Below are 14,494 nucleotides of genomic sequence, written 5' to 3' on the forward strand. Positions count from 1 at the left end.
GCCGCGTCCGTGGCGGCGATGGCCGAGCGGGTTGCGCCCGTGGCGGCCTCGAACCGGCCGTATACGCCCCCTGTTTTTCCACAGTCGAGGGGTAAGAGCGGTGTCCCTGTTTCGACCCGATACCGGTCAGGTCCGGCGGTTTTCGCCTGTTATCGAACCGTACGAGGGGAGAAAGTATATCAATAAACAGCCCTTGGCTTCAGTTGTCAGAATCGTTTATATGAGTGAGAATATCGACACCGACGAACCGTCCGCAGCGGACGCGGACGAGACCGAGGAGGTCGGCGCGACCGACGCCGAGTCTCCGGACTCCGAACGCGGCGAGCAGCCGGAGTCGGAGCCGGAGTCGTCGGTCGGTGGCGACGGGCCCGCCGGCGACGAATCGGCCGTCGAGGAGTCCGAGGGCGGGGGGAACGCCGTCCCGGTCGACGGCGACGACAGTCTCGGCAGCGCGGTCGAGATCGACTCCGACGAGGCTGCCGTCGAGAACGCCGACGAGGACCTGCTCGGTGGACTCGATATCGAGACTACCGGGGACATCGAGGTCCCCGACCGCCTTGTCGACCAGGTCATCGGGCAGGACCACGCCCGAGACGTGGTCAAGAAGGCCGCCAAGCAGCGCCGCCACGTGATGATGATCGGCTCGCCGGGGACGGGCAAATCGATGCTCGCCAAGGCGATGAGCCAGTTGCTCCCCAAGGAGGAACTCCAGGACGTTCTCGTCTATCACAACCCCGACGACGGCAACGAGCCGAAGATCCGGACCGTCCCGGCGGGGAAGGGCGAACAGATCGTCGACGCCCACAAGGAAGAGGCGCGCAAGCGCAACCAGATGCGGTCGTTCCTGATGTGGATCATCATCGCGATCATCATCGGGTACGCCCTGCTCATCCAGGGATCCGTCCTGCTGGGCATCCTCGCGGCCGGGGTCGTCTACCTCGCCTTCCGCTACGGCTCGCGGGGCAACGACGCGATGATCCCGAACCTGCTGGTCAACAACGCGAACCAGCAGGTCGCGCCGTTCGAGGACGCCACCGGCGCCCACGCCGGTGCGCTGCTGGGCGACGTCCGCCACGACCCGTTCCAGTCAGGCGGCATGGAGACGCCCAGCCACGACCGCGTCGAGGCCGGCGACATCCACAAGGCCAACAAGGGCGTGCTGTTCATCGACGAGATCAACACGCTCGACATCCGCAGCCAGCAGAAGCTGATGACGGCTATCCAGGAGGGCGAGTTCTCCATCACGGGCCAGTCCGAGCGCTCCTCGGGCGCGATGGTCCAGACCGAGCCCGTCCCGACGGACTTCATCATCGTCGCGGCCGGGAACCTCGACGCCATGGAGAACATGCACCCCGCCCTGCGCTCGCGTATCAAGGGCTACGGGTACGAGGTGTACATGGACGACACCATCGACGACGACGCGGAGATGCGCCGCAAGTACGCCCGCTTCGTCGCCCAGGAAGTCGAGAAGGACGGCCGCCTGCCCCACTTCACCGAGGACGCCGTCGAGGAGGTCATCCTCGAAGCCCGGCGTCGCTCCGGTCGGAAGGGTCACCTCTCGCTGAAGCTCCGTGACCTCGGTGGGCTGGTCCGCGTCGCGGGCGACATCGCCCGCGCCGAGGACAAGGAGTTCACCGAGCGCGGCGACGTGCTCCAGGCCAAGAAACGCTCCCGCTCCATCGAGCAACAGCTCGCGGACAACTACATCGAGCGCCGCAAGGACTACGAGCTCACCGTCAACGAGGGCGACGTGATCGGCCGCGTCAACGGCCTCGCGGTCATGGGCGAGGACTCCGGTATCGTCCTGCCCGTCATGGCCGAAGTCACGCCCTCGCAGGGGCCCGGCCAGGTCATCGCGACCGGCCAGCTCAAGGAGATGGCCGAGGAGGCGGTCCAGAACGTCTCGGCCATCATCAAGAAGTTCAGCGATGAGGACATCTCCGAGAAGGACGTCCACATCCAGTTCGTCCAGGCCGGCGAGGGAGGCGTCGACGGCGACTCCGCCTCTATCACCGTGGCGACCGCGGTCATCTCCGCGCTGGAAGACGTGCCCGTCGAGCAGAACCTCGCGATGACCGGCTCGCTGTCGGTCCGGGGCGACGTGCTCCCGGTCGGCGGCGTCACCCACAAGATCGAGGCCGCCGCGAAGTCCGGCCTCGACACGGTCATCATCCCGAAGGCCAACGAGCAGGACGTGATGATCGAGGACGAGTACAAGGACCAGATCGAGATCATCCCGGTCTCGCACATCTCGGAAGTGCTGGAAGTCGCCCTCGCGGGCGAACCCGAGAAGGACGGCCTCGTCGACCGCCTCAAGTCCATCACGGGCAAGGCGCTCGAACAGCGAGAGGTCGGTCAGACCGGCGGCAGCCCGAGCCCGCAGTAACGGCTCGGCCAGCTCGTTCCGACGCGCCGCCCGCTCGGGATTTTTCGCGTCCGTCGCTCCGAAACCCTCGTTCGCTCCGAAACGACTTTCGACCGGCCAGTCCCAACTCGAACTGTGACAGCCCGGCCTCTCGCCGCGCCCGCGCTCGTTCCCTCCCCGGAGACGGACCTGGCGGCGTTCGCCTGGCTCGTCGCGTTCGTCCTCGCGGGCTTCCTCATCCTCGCGCGGCTCTCGCAGGGCGTCGTCGACGACGAGAGCGACGATGGCGGCGAGAGGGGCGGTGCAGACGAGGCGGACGAAGACGAGGGGGACGCAGACGACGGGATCGGCCGGGGTACGCCGAGACGGCCGGAGTTCGATTTCGATGCCCCACGCGACTCCGCGAACGAGAGGGGCCGCGACGCCGACGAACCGAACGGAGACGAGTTCTCACCGGTCGCACATCCGCTGGCCCCGGACGGAGCAGTGGGACAGACCTCGACCGACGACGACCGGGCGGCCGCGCCCCGCGACGACCGGCCGGTCGACTCGGCTCCGCTCCCGCGCGCTGCGGAGCCCCCCGCGATGTCGCCGGGGCTGTTGCTCCTGAACGTCGCACTCACGCAGGGGCTGTTCGGCGCGATCCTCGCCGGCGGCGCGTGGTACTTCGGCGTGCCCCTCCCGACGCTGGGGATCAGCGGTGACGCGCTCTCGACCGGGCTCCCAGCGCTCGCGGTCGGCGTCGGCTTCGGCCTCGCGCTCTGGGTCGGCAACGAACTCGCCTCCGGACTGGCGGCCTCGTCGGGCGCCGACTACGACGAGGGCCTGCGCGAGATGCTCGCGCCGGACGGCCCCGGAGCCTGGGCGCTCCTGCTCGGTGCGACGCTGCCGGTCATCGCCGTCGTCGAGGAGTTCATCTTCCGGGCGGCGGTCGTCGGCGCGACCACGGAGGCGCTGGGAGCGTCGCCGTGGCTGCTGGCGGTCGTCTCCTCGGTCGCCTTCGCGCTCGGCCACGGCGCGCAGGGCCGGGTCGGCGTGGCGGTCACCGGCGCGCTCGGCTTCGCTCTCGCTGCGGGGTTCGTCCTGACGAACAGCCTGCTCGTGGTCGTCGTCGCCCACTACCTCGTCAACGCGCTGGAGTTCCTCGTCCACGAGGGGCTCGGGCTGCCGGACCCCGTCTGGTCCTGAGAGGAACGCTACCGTTTAGTGACAACCGAGTGAACGGTGCCGCATGAACGTCGACGATGCCGTCGTCCGCCGTGCGACGCTCGCGGGATGGGCGCTGTTGGCAGTCGGCTGGCTGGTGCTGGCGGTGACCGACTCGACCGGCGCGCTCGCGTTCGACCCGGAGGACCTCGCGCTGGGGCTCGCGCTCGTCGTCGGTGGCGCCGGCGCGGTCGCCGTGGCCGGGACCGAGGCGCATGCGCGGCTGGTCGCCGGCGTGCTGCTCGTCGTCGGTGGGATCGCGCTCGTCTTGACGACGGTCGGTGTGGCGGGCCTACCGGTCGCCCCGGGGACGCTTTCGCTGGTGGCGGACCTGACGGTCCTCGCCGCGATGTTGCTGGTCCTCTGGAATCGGACGGGCGACGCCGACGACGCGGCGGCCTGAGGTCGCGTCCGTTTTCCGGCGCGAACTCACCACGCGATCCGCGCCGCGAGCGACGCGACGCCGCCGACGACGGCCCCCGAGGCGGCGCCGAGGGCCGAGAGTGAGTCCGTCGGGAGGAAGAGAAGGCCGAGACAGCCGCTGGTCAGCCCCCCGGCCGCGCCCGCCGCGACGGCGGTCCCGTCGAACCCGACTTCTGGGAGCAGTGAACCCACTGCCGCCGGTGTCAACCTGGTATCATATAAGTCCGCCAGACCGGCGGTTCCGAGGCCTCCGCTACAGCCCCTCGACCGAGCGCAGTCGCTGTTCGACTTCAGCGGGGGCGGCGCTGGGGCCGTCGCGGACGCGGTGGTCCGGGATGAGCAGCGGCGCGGGATTGTCTGCGAGGGCGCTCCGGGCGGTCCGCACGTCCTCGTCGTCGTCCGGGTCCATGTCGGGCGTCATCCGGAGGAGCTGCGCGACGCCGACCTGCTCGCCGTACGGGACCTCGCGGACGGCCTCCAGGACGCCGCGCCGGTCGGTCGGGACGGTCAGTGCGACGGTCACGTCGGCGAAGTCGTCCTCGACGCCCGAGAGGTAGTCCTCGATCCGGTCGAGCAGCTCGTGGTCGGCTCCGGCCTCGTCGTCCGGGACGTTCGGGAACGTGACCGAGAGCACGCGGCCCTGTGCCGCGCCGAACTGGACGTACCGGTCGAGAAACGCCGACTCGCGCGCGTAGATCCCCGCTTCGTCGTTCATACTACCTGTCCGTGCGGTCGACCCTTGAAGATTTGTCTCCGATCAGCCCGGCAGGTCGGCGTCTGCGTCGACGGCGTGGTCGGGCTCGGGCGGGAGCTCCCAGTCGGTGGTCAGATCCAGCAGCTGGACGAGCATGTTCGCGGTGGCGCCCCAGACGGTGTAGCCGCCGACGTGGAAGAAGTGCAGGCGGATCTCGCCGTAGTGCGGGTGGTCGCGGCGCTCGCTCTCGTAGTTGTCGAGGTCGGTGAGTCCGTCGACGGGAAGGACGGCGACCTCGGCGACCTCCGCGTCGCTGGGCCGGTACTCGCGGTCGACGACGCGGACCACGAACGGCCGGACGAGGTAGTCGGTGATCGTCCGGATGTCGTCGAGTCGGCCCACGACCTCGACCTCCTCGGCGCGGAGGCCGATCTCCTCGTTGCCCTCCCGGAGCGCGGTCGCCAGCAGGTCGGCGTCGGCCGGTTCGCGGCCGCCGCCGGGGAAGCTCATCTGGCCGGGGTGGTCGCTGAGGTGCTCGGCGCGCTTGGTGAACAGCACGTGCTCCGCGCCGTCGCGGGTGACGATCGGAGCGAGGACCGCGGCCTCGCGCTCCTCGCCGGTGAGCCGGTCGCTCGCCGCGGCTCGCGACCCGTCTCCCGCGAGTTCGACGGGGTCGCGTTCGCGCACCCGCGACAGGTCCATAGGCCAACGAATGGGGCGGGTGGTCTTAACTGACGGGATACCCTCGTAGGCAGGTCACACCCCGTCGAGGCGCGCCCGGAGGCCTGCGGTGTCGACGGCGGCCCACGTCTCCAGGTCGTAGCAGACGTCGACGAGTGTGTCGGCGCGCTCGCTGTTCCCGCCCGCAGCGACGGCCTCGGTCTCGGCTTCGAGTCGCTCGCGCACCGCGGCGGCGACCGCCTCGCGCCCGACCGTCCGCTCCTCGACGTCCATGATGTGCGGCAGGTCCTCGGCGTGTTCGGGGAGCGTCGGGAACGCGACGGGCCCGGCGACCAGCAGCGTCTCGCCCTCGTGCTCGACGGGGACGATGTGGTAGCTCTCGACGGTGTCCTCGACGGCGGCCGCGACGGCGTCGCCGTCGGGCTCCTCCCCGCGCTTGAACGCCAGCTCTTCGAGCGCGCGGTGGAGTTCCTCGCGGGTCAACCCGCCGAACAGGTCGACCACGCCGGCGAGTTCGTCGGCCAGCAGACTCATACCGGGGGCCACGACGCCGCCCCTTTTGAGCGTTCGGCTCTCCGAGTTTCAATCTGTCGTACAGCTGTCGTTGTCGGGTAGTGAGTTCTCGACTGGAACCGAGCGGCTGGGGACAAATTAGTGGACATTGGCCGTCCTGCCGCGGACAGCAAACGATGAAAATCCTCGGCACGCTCGCTAGCAGGAACAATGACCGCAGCGTATACTGAGAGTTGAAAGCCCTCGGTGCGCTCGCTCACGGGTCGCTGCGCTCCCCGTTCGCATTCGAGGTCTCCCTTCGGTCGACCTCGCATTCGCGGTCGCTGAGCGACATACCCTCGATTCGCTCGGGTAGAGGTCGCTCAGACGACTAAACTGCACGCGAGCGCGCCTCGCCCTTTCAGTCCACCAGGAACAGCACCGCCCCGCCCCGCAGACAGCCACGCGCCTCCCCAGCCGATTGCGTTACTCGTCGCAAGCTCCTGCGTTACTCATCCCTCGCACGGCTACGTCGCGCGCATGAAAGCGCGCGACAGCGCGCGCCACCGCGTCTCACTCGGTCGACCCCATGGCGCAACTCTTATGTACAACTCTGTCCGTTAGTGGACATCAATGAGTACTGATGGTGAGATAGCACCGAAGGTGCGGTCGATACTCGACGCGGCCCGCGAGCGCTCGGGCGGCGGCGAGCGCGTCGCCGTCGACGCGCGCTCGCTCCCGGCAGCCTTCGACCGGGCCGAGGCGGACGGCCGGGTCCCGATAATCGCGGAGGTCAAGCCGACGAGTCCGACGACCGACGGCGAGCGCAGGGACGACCCCGTCGAACTGGCCGAACAGATGGTCGACGGCGGCGCGGCGGCGCTGTCGGTGCTGACCGAGCCCGAGCACTTCGGCGGGTCGACCGACGCGCTCGAACGGGTCCGTGCGGCCGTGGACGTGCCGGTGCTGCGCAAGGACTTCGTGGTCCGCGAGGCGCAACTCGACGCGGTCGAGTCGGACGTCGTGCTCCTGATCGTCCGCTTCCTCGACGAGGAGGGGACCGACGATCTGGGGGACCTGCTGGAGGCCGCCCGCGACCGGGGATTTCAGGTGCTCGTCGAGACGCACACCACCGGAGAGGTCGAGCGCGCGCTCGACGTGGGCGCCGAGATCGTCGGCGTGAACAACCGCGACCTCGCGGAACTGGAGGTCGACCTGGAGACGTTCGAGGGAGTCGCCCCTGAGGTGCCGGAAAACGTCACCCTCATTGCGGAGAGCGGCATAGCGACGAGGAACGACGCGCTGGCGATGCGCGAGGCGGGCGCCGACGCGCTCCTGATCGGTTCGGCGATCATGGACGGGGACGTGGCGGAGAACACCCGGCGCTTCGCGAGTGCGGAACGGGATATCCAATCATGAGTACGGACGACGCGAAGTTCGGCGAGTACGGCGGACAGTTCGTGCCGGAGTCGTTGATGCCGGCCATCGAGGAGCTCACCGACGCCTACAAGCGCTACGTCCTCGACAACGAGGACGGCTTCATGGACGAGTTCCGGCGGCGACTGGCCGACTTCGGTGGCCGACCGCTCCCGCTCCAGCACGCGGAGTCGCTCTCGGAGCGCTACGACACCGAGGTGTACCTCAAGCGCGAAGACCTGCTCCACGGCGGGGCGCACAAGCTCAACAACGCCCTCGGGCAGGTCCTGCTCGCGAAGTACATGGGCAAAGACCGGATCATCGCCGAGACGGGCGCCGGCCAGCACGGCACGGCGACGGCGATGGCCGCCGCGCACCTCGACATGCCCTGCGAGATATACATGGGCGAGACCGACATCCGGCGCCAGCGGCCCAACGTCTTCCGGATGAAGATCAACGGCGCGGAGGTCAATCCCGTCACCACGGGCCGCGGGACGCTCAAGGAGGCCATCTCCGAGACGATGCGCGACTGGGCGACCACGGTCGAGAACACCCACTACGTCATCGGGTCGGTCGTCGGCCCCGCACCCTTCCCGCGGATGGTCCGGGACTTCCAGGCCGTCATCAGCGAGGAGGCCCGCGAGCAGGTCCAAGAGAAGGCGGGCCGCCTGCCCGACGCGGTCATCGCGTGCGCCGGCGGCGGGTCGAACACGATGGGCACGTTCCACCACTTCGTCGACGACGAGGACGTGGGTCTGTACGCCGTCGAAGCGGGCGGCTCGTCGCTGGAGGTCGACGAGGAGGAGGGCGTCGCACCCAACTCCGCGTCGCTGTCGACCGGCGAGGAGGGCGTGCTACATGGCGCGCGAACGAAGCTCCTGCAGGACTCCCACGGCCAGATCATGGAGTCCCATTCGGTCTCGGCTGGACTGGACTACGCCGGCGTCGGCCCCGAGCTCGCCCACCTCGTCGACGAGGGCCGCGTCGAGGCGGTCAACGTCGACGACGACGGCGCGCTCGAAGCGTTCCACCGACTCTCCCAGGACGAGGGCATCATCCCGGCGCTGGAGTCGTCTCACGCGCTGGGCTACCTCGAAGAACACCACGACGAACTCGGCGGCCTCGTGATCGTCAACGTCTCCGGCCGCGGCGACAAGGACCTGGAGACGGTGCTGGAGGAGACGGAGAAGCGCGACCTGGACGTGGCCCCGGACATGTCGGTGCTGCGCGAGGCCGCCGGGAGCGGAGGTGACATCTGATGGGATTAGAGCGCGTCTTCGCCGACGAGCCCGCCTTTATCCCCTACGTCGCGGCGGGCGACCCGACCTACGAGGAGTCACTGGAGTACGTCGAGGCCCTCGAACGGGGCGGCGCCGACGCCATCGAACTCGGGCTACCCTTCTCCGAGCCCATCGCGGAGGGGTCGACCATCCAGGAGGCGGTCGTCCGCTCGCTCGAAGCGGGGATGACCCCCGAGCGGTACTTCGAGTTCGTCGAGGACCTGGACGTGGACGTGCCGCTGGTCTGCATGACCTACTACAACCTCGTCGCGCAGTACACGAACGAGGAGACCGGCGAGCGCGGGCCGCGGGCGTTCGCCGAGCGCGCCGCGGAGGTCGGCATCGGGGGCTTCGTGGTCGTCGACCTGCCCGCCGAGGAGGCCGGGCCGCTCCGGGAGGCCTGCGACGAGTTCGGTCTCGATCTGGTGTTCATCATCGCGCCGACGACGAAGGGAGAGCGCCTCGACCAGATGCGCGAGCACGTCTCGGGCTACGTCTACGTGCAGGCGCGCCTCGGCGTGACCGGCGCGCGCGAGGACGTCTCCGACCAGACCGAGGAGTCGCTGGCTCGCGTCGACGACTGGGACGTGCCCAAGGCCGTCGGCTTCGGGATCAAGACCGGCGAGCACGCAGAACGCATCGTCTCGGCGGGCGCCGACGGGATCATCGTCGGTTCCGCGCTGATCGACATCATCGCCGACGGGGCCGACCCCGACGTGGATCAGCCGTTCGCCGAGACCGCCCAGCGCCTGGAGTCGAAGGCCCGCGAACTCAAGGAGGGCGCGCAGGCGGGCGCGGAGACGCGAGCGGCAGAGCAGTCCGACTGAGCGTCCCGAACATTTTCCCGTCGTTTCAGGGTGAGCGCATCGAGCGTTCGAGCCGTTGTTCCCGCTCTCGCCCGTGCCCTTCGCGCCGCTTGAGTCGGCGGAGCGCGCCGTACAGCGGGATTCCGGCGACGACGCTCAGCCCGGTCGCGATCGCGAAGAAGGCGACGCCCGCGCCGCGGAGCGGGGCGAACGCCTCGCCGTCGATACCAACCCCTGTCGTCTCCCCGGATCCGAGACCGGTGAGGAGGGCGGCACCGAGCGGCCGCGCGTCGGGGCCGTACTGGGCCGTGACGGGCGCCGAGCCGTTCACGTGGCGGTCGAGCCAGTCGTCGTCGGGCTCCCCGGTTACCTCGGCGACGGTCTGGGCGAAGACGGCGTAGGTGACGACGCCGTCGTGGCGGTTGAGCCGGCGAACGACGGCTTCGAGCGAGCGGTGGCCGTACGTCTGTTCGCGGATCCGCTGGTCGAGGACGGCGAGCGCGCGCCCGCCCTTCCGCTGGGGGACGGCGTCGCTGCCCCAGCTGTCGGGATCGGTGAGCGTCGCCGTCGACGGCGCGCCGTCGAGGTGTCGATCCATGGCCGCGCGGTCGATCAGCCCCTGTTCGCGGGCGAGCGAGGCGGCGTAGTACTCGGCGCTGGCCTCGCGGAACCACGTCATGTTCTCGGCGAGGGCGAACGACTGGCGGGTGTGGACGTACTCGTGGAGCCAGACGGCCTCGGCGTCGTCGAGTCGGGACCCCGCGTTGACCCAGAACTCGTCGCGGGCGGGGACGGACTCGCCGCCCCAGCGGGCGGAGCCCGGCGCCGCGAAGGCGAGCGCGTCGTCGCCGCGGTCGCCCACGTCGAGGTCTCGGGACGCCCGCGCGAGCGAGTCAGCGACCCGTTCGGCCTGCGCTTCGCCCATCCCTCCGGACGGGACCACGAGGTCGATTCGCCCGTTCGGCGTCGCGCGGCGGGTCACCTCGTATTCACCCACGACGGCGTACCTGTCGCCGAACAGGGCCGCGGCGCCGGCGTCGGGGGTGCGCCGCTCGGTCAGCGGCCACGAGCGCTCGATCGACCCGTCCTGCGCCCACTGGATCTCGACGAACGGGACCCGGCCGAACGTCCAGCCGTCCGCGGCGACCGTCTCCTTCGCGGACGCGGCGTTCGCACTGACCGCGACGGTCACCGCGGCTTCGCTCCCTGGCGGCGCCGTCGAGACCAGTCGCGTTGCTCCACTGCCGGGCACCCGGTCGAACCCCGGCGAGGACACGAGGGTCGCCGGACCGCGGAGGACGACCCAGAGCCGACCCGACTCGGGGCGGTCAGTCACGCGGAGGTCGTACGCCACCGTCCCCTCGTCGGTCCGCCGCACGGTGACGTTCGTCGTCGGTTCGGTCGCCTCGGTCGTCTCCTGGCCGGACTTTTCGACGGCCGGCAACGCGTCGTCCCGGAGTGAGGTCGACCGGTCGTCGGCCGCCGTGGGAGTCGCCGCTCCCGCCGTCGCGAGCGCCCCGACCGCAGCGAGCACGCAGATCAGCGATATCGAAAGAGAGACGGGCGCCCTCATTACCCGAACTGAGGGATTTGTCTGCTATATCTGTGCCCCACGGAATATCAGGAGTGAAAACAGGTTCGGGGAGGCAGGAGCCGCGTGGACGTCGCCGCGGTCGGCCTGGTGGCTCGTGCAATCCGGGCCGCAACCGGAAGGCAAATAACCGTACTTGCCACACCCTCACACAACATGACTGCAGGGAAAGACGCGCGTCTCGCCCGCATCGGGACAGGGGGGCGGTACCTGGTCGTCCCGATGGACCACGGGATCACGCTCGGAGCGGTGAAAGGCCTCGTCGACCTCGAATCGACCGTCGACGCCATCACGCGCGGCGGTGCCGACGCCGTCCTCACGCAGCGCGGCGTCGCCGGCCGCGTCCACCCGAACAAGAACGACGCGGGCTACATCGTCCACCTCAACGGGTCGACCTCCATCGGCCCGGACGAGAGCGACAAGCGGATGACCGGGACGGTCGAGGACGCCATTCGCGCCGGGGCCGACGCCGTCTCCTTCCACATCAACGTCGGTAGCGAGCACGAACCCGACCAGATCACCCAGCTCAACGAGGTCACGAGCCAGGCCGAGCGCTACGGCCTGCCCACGCTCGCGATGGCCTACGCCCGCGGCCACGACGTGCGCGACGACGACCCCGAGCTGTTCGCCGAGGACCTGAGCCACGCCGTCCGCCTCGCCGAGGAACTCGGCGCCGACGTGGTCAAGACCGCTTTCAGCGGCACCGCCGACACGTTCGAGCGCGTCGTCGAGGCGACCTCCCTCCCGGTCGTCATCGCCGGCGGCTCGAAGGGCACCGACCGCGAGACGCTCTCGATGGTCCGCGGAGCGGTCGACGCCGGCGCCGCCGGCGTCTCGATGGGCCGCTCTATCTTCCAGCACGACGACCCCGAGGCGATCACACGGGCCGTCGCCGCCGTCCTCCACGACGACGCCTCCGCCGACGAGGCCGCCGAACTCGCCGGGCTTCCCGCCGAGGCCTGAGCGATACTGTCCGTCTTTTCTGCCGACCGCTGATCAGATCGGTCACGAGCGGCCGCTAGCTCAGAGAACCGCGGCGAGGTCGGTCATCGATTCGAGTCGGTGAGTCGGCGCCGGGTCGGGGTCGGTGGCAGGGGCCGCGTCGTGGCGGACCAGCGGGATCCACGCCGACCGGAGTCCCGCTTCGTGCGCGCCGACCACGTCGGCAGCGTGGCTGTCTCCAACGTAGAGCGTTCGCTCGGGCGGGGCGTCGAGGGCCGCGAGCGCGCGCTCGAACGGGGTGGGATCGGGTTTCGGCGCGACCCCGTCGGTCGGGTCGCAGAAGACCGTCGCGTCGAACGCGTCCGCGATGCCGAGCGCTTCGAGTTTCGCCGACTGCGTCGCTTCGCCGCCGTTGGTGATCAGGCCCACGTCGTAGCGCTCGCGGGCGCGGTCCAGCGCCTCGCGGGCTCCCTCCCGGAAGGTGACGGCTGCGGGGTCGACGACCTCGACGGTCGCCGCGGCGAGATCCGGCGCGTGCGCGGGATCACCGCCGACGGACTCGCAGACCTCGCGGTAGAGAGACTCGTAGAACTCGCGGTCGCTCTCGGCCGTCGGTAACTCCGCGGCATCGACCGCGCGCACGTCGGCGGGCGAGAAGAACGGGTCGACGCCGCAGCGGTCGAAGACCGCCTGGTGGATCTCGGCGTCGGACTGCTCGGAGACGCAGAGCGTGCTGTCGAGGTCGAAACAGACCGCATCGAACGCGCTCATACCGTCGAGCGTCCGACCGCGCACGCTTAAACGTTCTCACGCCGTGAGGGAGTGTCGCACCGGGTCAGCGACGCCGTGCCCTCACTCGTGGAACGATTCCAGAATCTCGAAGTCGCGGGTCGTCTTCGTGAACTCGGCGACCCGCCTGGTGGCGTCGCAGTGGTTACAGTCGAGCGTGTCGTCGGGCTCGGGGAGGTCGGCGGGGTTGGCTTCCCACTGTTCGTCGCAGTCCGGACACCGGAGCTGGATCCAGGCCTCCTGCATACTCGGTGGTGCGTCCGCATTCCGAAAGAGTGTTACGGCGATTCCCGGGGTCTGGCGGGTCGGGACGCGGGTGTTCCACGATCCGTTCCTCTGTTGTCCCGAGTCGCTGACGTGTCGGTGAGAGATCGGGAGCGGTCGAAACAAGATACAAGTCCCCTGATACGTTTGGAGGTGAACATGGTTGGGACCGACGGCGAGGTCGTCACCGTGAATCGGACGTACGATGCGGCGAACAGGCGGCCGAGCGCTGCCGTCGTCGGGGCGCTCGCCGACGTGAAGAACACGACCCCCGCGGCGCTCTCGCTCTCGCTGCACGACTACGTCGACGCCGACTCGATGGATCGGTTCCTCGCCCGGAATCGAGGAGCCAGGGTGTCTTTCTCGATGGACGGCTACTCAGTCACTGTCACCGGGGACGAAGTCGTCCTCTCTATCGCGTGAGCACCGGCCGCCTCAACGCCGCTTCGCGACGGGCCGCCGTCGGGTCCGTTCGCTCTCGCCGCTCCCGCGGGCCTCCCGGGACGACCGGCCGCGCTCGTCATCCCGAGCGGCGCGATAGAGGGCGTAGCCGGCCGCCGCCACGACGCTGGCGGCGCCGAGGGTCTTCCCGTTGACGCCGCTCGTCGCGAGGCGAGTGTAGAGGCTTCGCTCGGCGACGTGGCCCTCGTGGTCGCCCCGTTCTTTCAGGTCGTCGCTGGGCTGGTCGAAGGCGTTCTCCGCGGGCGGGCGCGGCGGGCGGTCGCGCTTCTGGAGGCCGACGAACAGTTTCTCCATGATCTTGTCCAGCAGGCCCGGCGCGTAGTACTCCATCTGCGCCATGTGCTTCGCGGCGCCGCCGACGTAGATGTCACGTTCCGGGGTTTCGGCGGCGTGACAGATAGCGCGGGCGACGGTCTCGGGGGCGTAGACCGGAGGCGGGAGCGTCACCTGGCTGTCCGTGTAGTTCTTCGCGTGCTCGGGGTATGGCGTGTCGATGGCGGCGGGTTTGACGAGCGTCACCGACACCGGCGCGCCTTCCGCTTCGAGTTCCATCCGGAGGACGTCGGTGAACCCCTTGACGGCGTGTTTCGACGCGGTGTAGGCGCCCTGCAGGATCATCCCCCGCTCGGAGAGGACGCTGCCGACGTTGATTATCGCCCCACCGCCACGGTCTTTGAGGTGTTCGGCGGCGACGAGCGAGCCGTACAGCACACCCCAGACGTTGACCTCGAAGAGTTCGCGCATGTCCGAGACCGGCGTCTCGTCGAGCCTGCCGTAGATGAACTTCCCGGCGTTGTTGACCCAGGTGTCGAAGCCGCCGTAGGTGTCCTCGGCGACGGCGGCGATCTGCTCGACGTCGTTCCTGTCGCTCACGTCGGCGACGACGTAGACGGCGTCGCCGCCCTCGTCGGCGATCTCGTGAGTCAGCTCGTCGAGCGCGTTCTCGCTCCGGGCGGCGAGGACGAGCGAGGCGCCGCGGTCGGCGGCCATCCGAGCGGTCGCCAGCCCGTTGCCGGACGTGGCTCCCGTGATGACCATCACTTGCTCGTCGAGCGGTTTCAGGTCGGGCGTCACGGCGACCGC

At 69.6% G+C, this 14,494-nt stretch carries 16 protein-coding genes; 8 read left to right on the top strand and 8 right to left on the bottom strand.

What is annotated here, in order from left to right:
• Positions 1-220: 220 nt before the first annotated feature.
• From lonB to ACMGFH_RS00185, 3 genes are all read left to right on the top strand, one after another.
• Complete coding sequence (gene lonB / locus ACMGFH_RS00175) at positions 221-2,386, top strand: ATP-dependent protease LonB (RefSeq protein WP_415380756.1); 2,166 nt, start codon at positions 221-223, stop codon at positions 2,384-2,386.
• Between the two features lie 114 nt (positions 2,387-2,500).
• Entirely contained in the window at positions 2,501-3,553 is a 1,053-nt protein-coding gene (locus tag ACMGFH_RS00180) for a lysostaphin resistance A-like protein (RefSeq protein ID WP_415380757.1), read from the top strand.
• A 43-nt stretch (positions 3,554-3,596) separates the two neighbouring features.
• Positions 3,597-3,974, top strand: a complete 378-nt coding sequence (locus ACMGFH_RS00185) for a hypothetical protein (RefSeq protein WP_415380758.1) — start codon at positions 3,597-3,599, stop codon at positions 3,972-3,974.
• A 26-nt stretch (positions 3,975-4,000) separates the two neighbouring features.
• Here ACMGFH_RS00185 and ACMGFH_RS00190 read toward each other — a convergent pair whose 3' ends face one another.
• The 4 genes from ACMGFH_RS00190 to ACMGFH_RS00205 all read right to left on the bottom strand — a co-directional run bounded on the left by ACMGFH_RS00190 (position 4,001) and on the right by ACMGFH_RS00205 (position 5,903).
• Positions 4,001-4,186 carry a hypothetical protein gene (locus tag ACMGFH_RS00190; protein ID WP_415380759.1) on the bottom strand — a complete coding sequence of 62 codons (186 nt, stop codon included), beginning with the start codon at positions 4,184-4,186 and terminating at the stop codon, positions 4,001-4,003.
• A 61-nt stretch (positions 4,187-4,247) separates the two neighbouring features.
• Positions 4,248-4,709: a methylated-DNA--[protein]-cysteine S-methyltransferase gene (locus ACMGFH_RS00195; RefSeq protein ID WP_415380760.1), complete on the bottom strand. Its 462-nt coding sequence runs from the start codon at positions 4,707-4,709 to the stop codon at positions 4,248-4,250.
• A gap of 42 nt (positions 4,710-4,751) precedes the next feature.
• Positions 4,752-5,390 carry an NUDIX hydrolase gene (locus tag ACMGFH_RS00200; RefSeq protein WP_415380761.1) on the bottom strand — a complete coding sequence of 213 codons (639 nt, stop codon included), beginning with the start codon at positions 5,388-5,390 and terminating at the stop codon, positions 4,752-4,754.
• A gap of 54 nt (positions 5,391-5,444) precedes the next feature.
• On the bottom strand, positions 5,445-5,903 hold the full coding sequence (locus ACMGFH_RS00205; RefSeq protein WP_415380762.1) for a hypothetical protein: 459 nt from the start codon (positions 5,901-5,903) through the stop codon (positions 5,445-5,447).
• 591 nt (positions 5,904-6,494) lie between these two features.
• Between ACMGFH_RS00205 and trpC the strand changes: the two genes are divergently transcribed.
• The 3 genes from trpC to trpA are packed head-to-tail and all read left to right on the top strand — an operon-like array spanning position 6,495 to position 9,384.
• Positions 6,495-7,280 (top strand): indole-3-glycerol phosphate synthase, encoded by a 786-nt coding sequence (gene trpC / locus ACMGFH_RS00210; protein ID WP_415380763.1) that lies wholly within the window; start codon positions 6,495-6,497, stop codon positions 7,278-7,280.
• On the top strand, positions 7,277-8,536 hold the full coding sequence (gene trpB / locus ACMGFH_RS00215) for a tryptophan synthase subunit beta (protein WP_415380764.1): 1,260 nt from the start codon (positions 7,277-7,279) through the stop codon (positions 8,534-8,536). The genes trpC and trpB overlap by 4 nt, the downstream gene beginning before the upstream one ends.
• Entirely contained in the window at positions 8,536-9,384 is an 849-nt protein-coding gene (gene trpA / locus ACMGFH_RS00220) for a tryptophan synthase subunit alpha (protein WP_415380765.1), read from the top strand. The genes trpB and trpA overlap by 1 nt, the downstream gene beginning before the upstream one ends.
• A gap of 25 nt (positions 9,385-9,409) precedes the next feature.
• Here the strand turns inward: trpA and ACMGFH_RS00225 are convergent, their stop codons facing one another.
• Entirely contained in the window at positions 9,410-10,936 is a 1,527-nt protein-coding gene (locus ACMGFH_RS00225; RefSeq protein WP_415380766.1) for a hypothetical protein, read from the bottom strand.
• A 174-nt stretch (positions 10,937-11,110) separates the two neighbouring features.
• Between ACMGFH_RS00225 and ACMGFH_RS00230 the strand changes: the two genes are divergently transcribed.
• Positions 11,111-11,917: a 2-amino-3,7-dideoxy-D-threo-hept-6-ulosonate synthase gene (locus ACMGFH_RS00230; RefSeq protein WP_415380767.1), complete on the top strand. Its 807-nt coding sequence runs from the start codon at positions 11,111-11,113 to the stop codon at positions 11,915-11,917.
• A gap of 60 nt (positions 11,918-11,977) precedes the next feature.
• Here the strand turns inward: ACMGFH_RS00230 and ACMGFH_RS00235 are convergent, their stop codons facing one another.
• Both ACMGFH_RS00235 and ACMGFH_RS00240 read right to left on the bottom strand, forming a co-directional pair.
• Positions 11,978-12,667 carry an HAD family hydrolase gene (locus ACMGFH_RS00235; RefSeq protein WP_415380768.1) on the bottom strand — a complete coding sequence of 230 codons (690 nt, stop codon included), beginning with the start codon at positions 12,665-12,667 and terminating at the stop codon, positions 11,978-11,980.
• Positions 12,668-12,748: 81 nt separating this feature from the next.
• Positions 12,749-12,931, bottom strand: a complete 183-nt coding sequence (locus ACMGFH_RS00240) for a hypothetical protein (protein ID WP_415380769.1) — start codon at positions 12,929-12,931, stop codon at positions 12,749-12,751.
• A gap of 177 nt (positions 12,932-13,108) precedes the next feature.
• Between ACMGFH_RS00240 and ACMGFH_RS00245 the strand changes: the two genes are divergently transcribed.
• A complete protein-coding gene (locus ACMGFH_RS00245) occupies positions 13,109-13,372 on the top strand; it encodes a HalOD1 output domain-containing protein (protein ID WP_415380770.1) in 264 nt (87 codons plus the stop codon).
• Positions 13,373-13,384: 12 nt separating this feature from the next.
• Here the strand turns inward: ACMGFH_RS00245 and ACMGFH_RS00250 are convergent, their stop codons facing one another.
• Positions 13,385-14,485 carry an SDR family oxidoreductase gene (locus ACMGFH_RS00250; protein ID WP_415380771.1) on the bottom strand — a complete coding sequence of 367 codons (1,101 nt, stop codon included), beginning with the start codon at positions 14,483-14,485 and terminating at the stop codon, positions 13,385-13,387.
• Positions 14,486-14,494 lie beyond the last annotated feature (9 nt).

Source organism: Halosimplex rarum (assembly GCF_047715405.1).
GTDB classification, from domain to species: Archaea; Halobacteriota; Halobacteria; order Halobacteriales; family Haloarculaceae; genus Halosimplex; species Halosimplex rarum.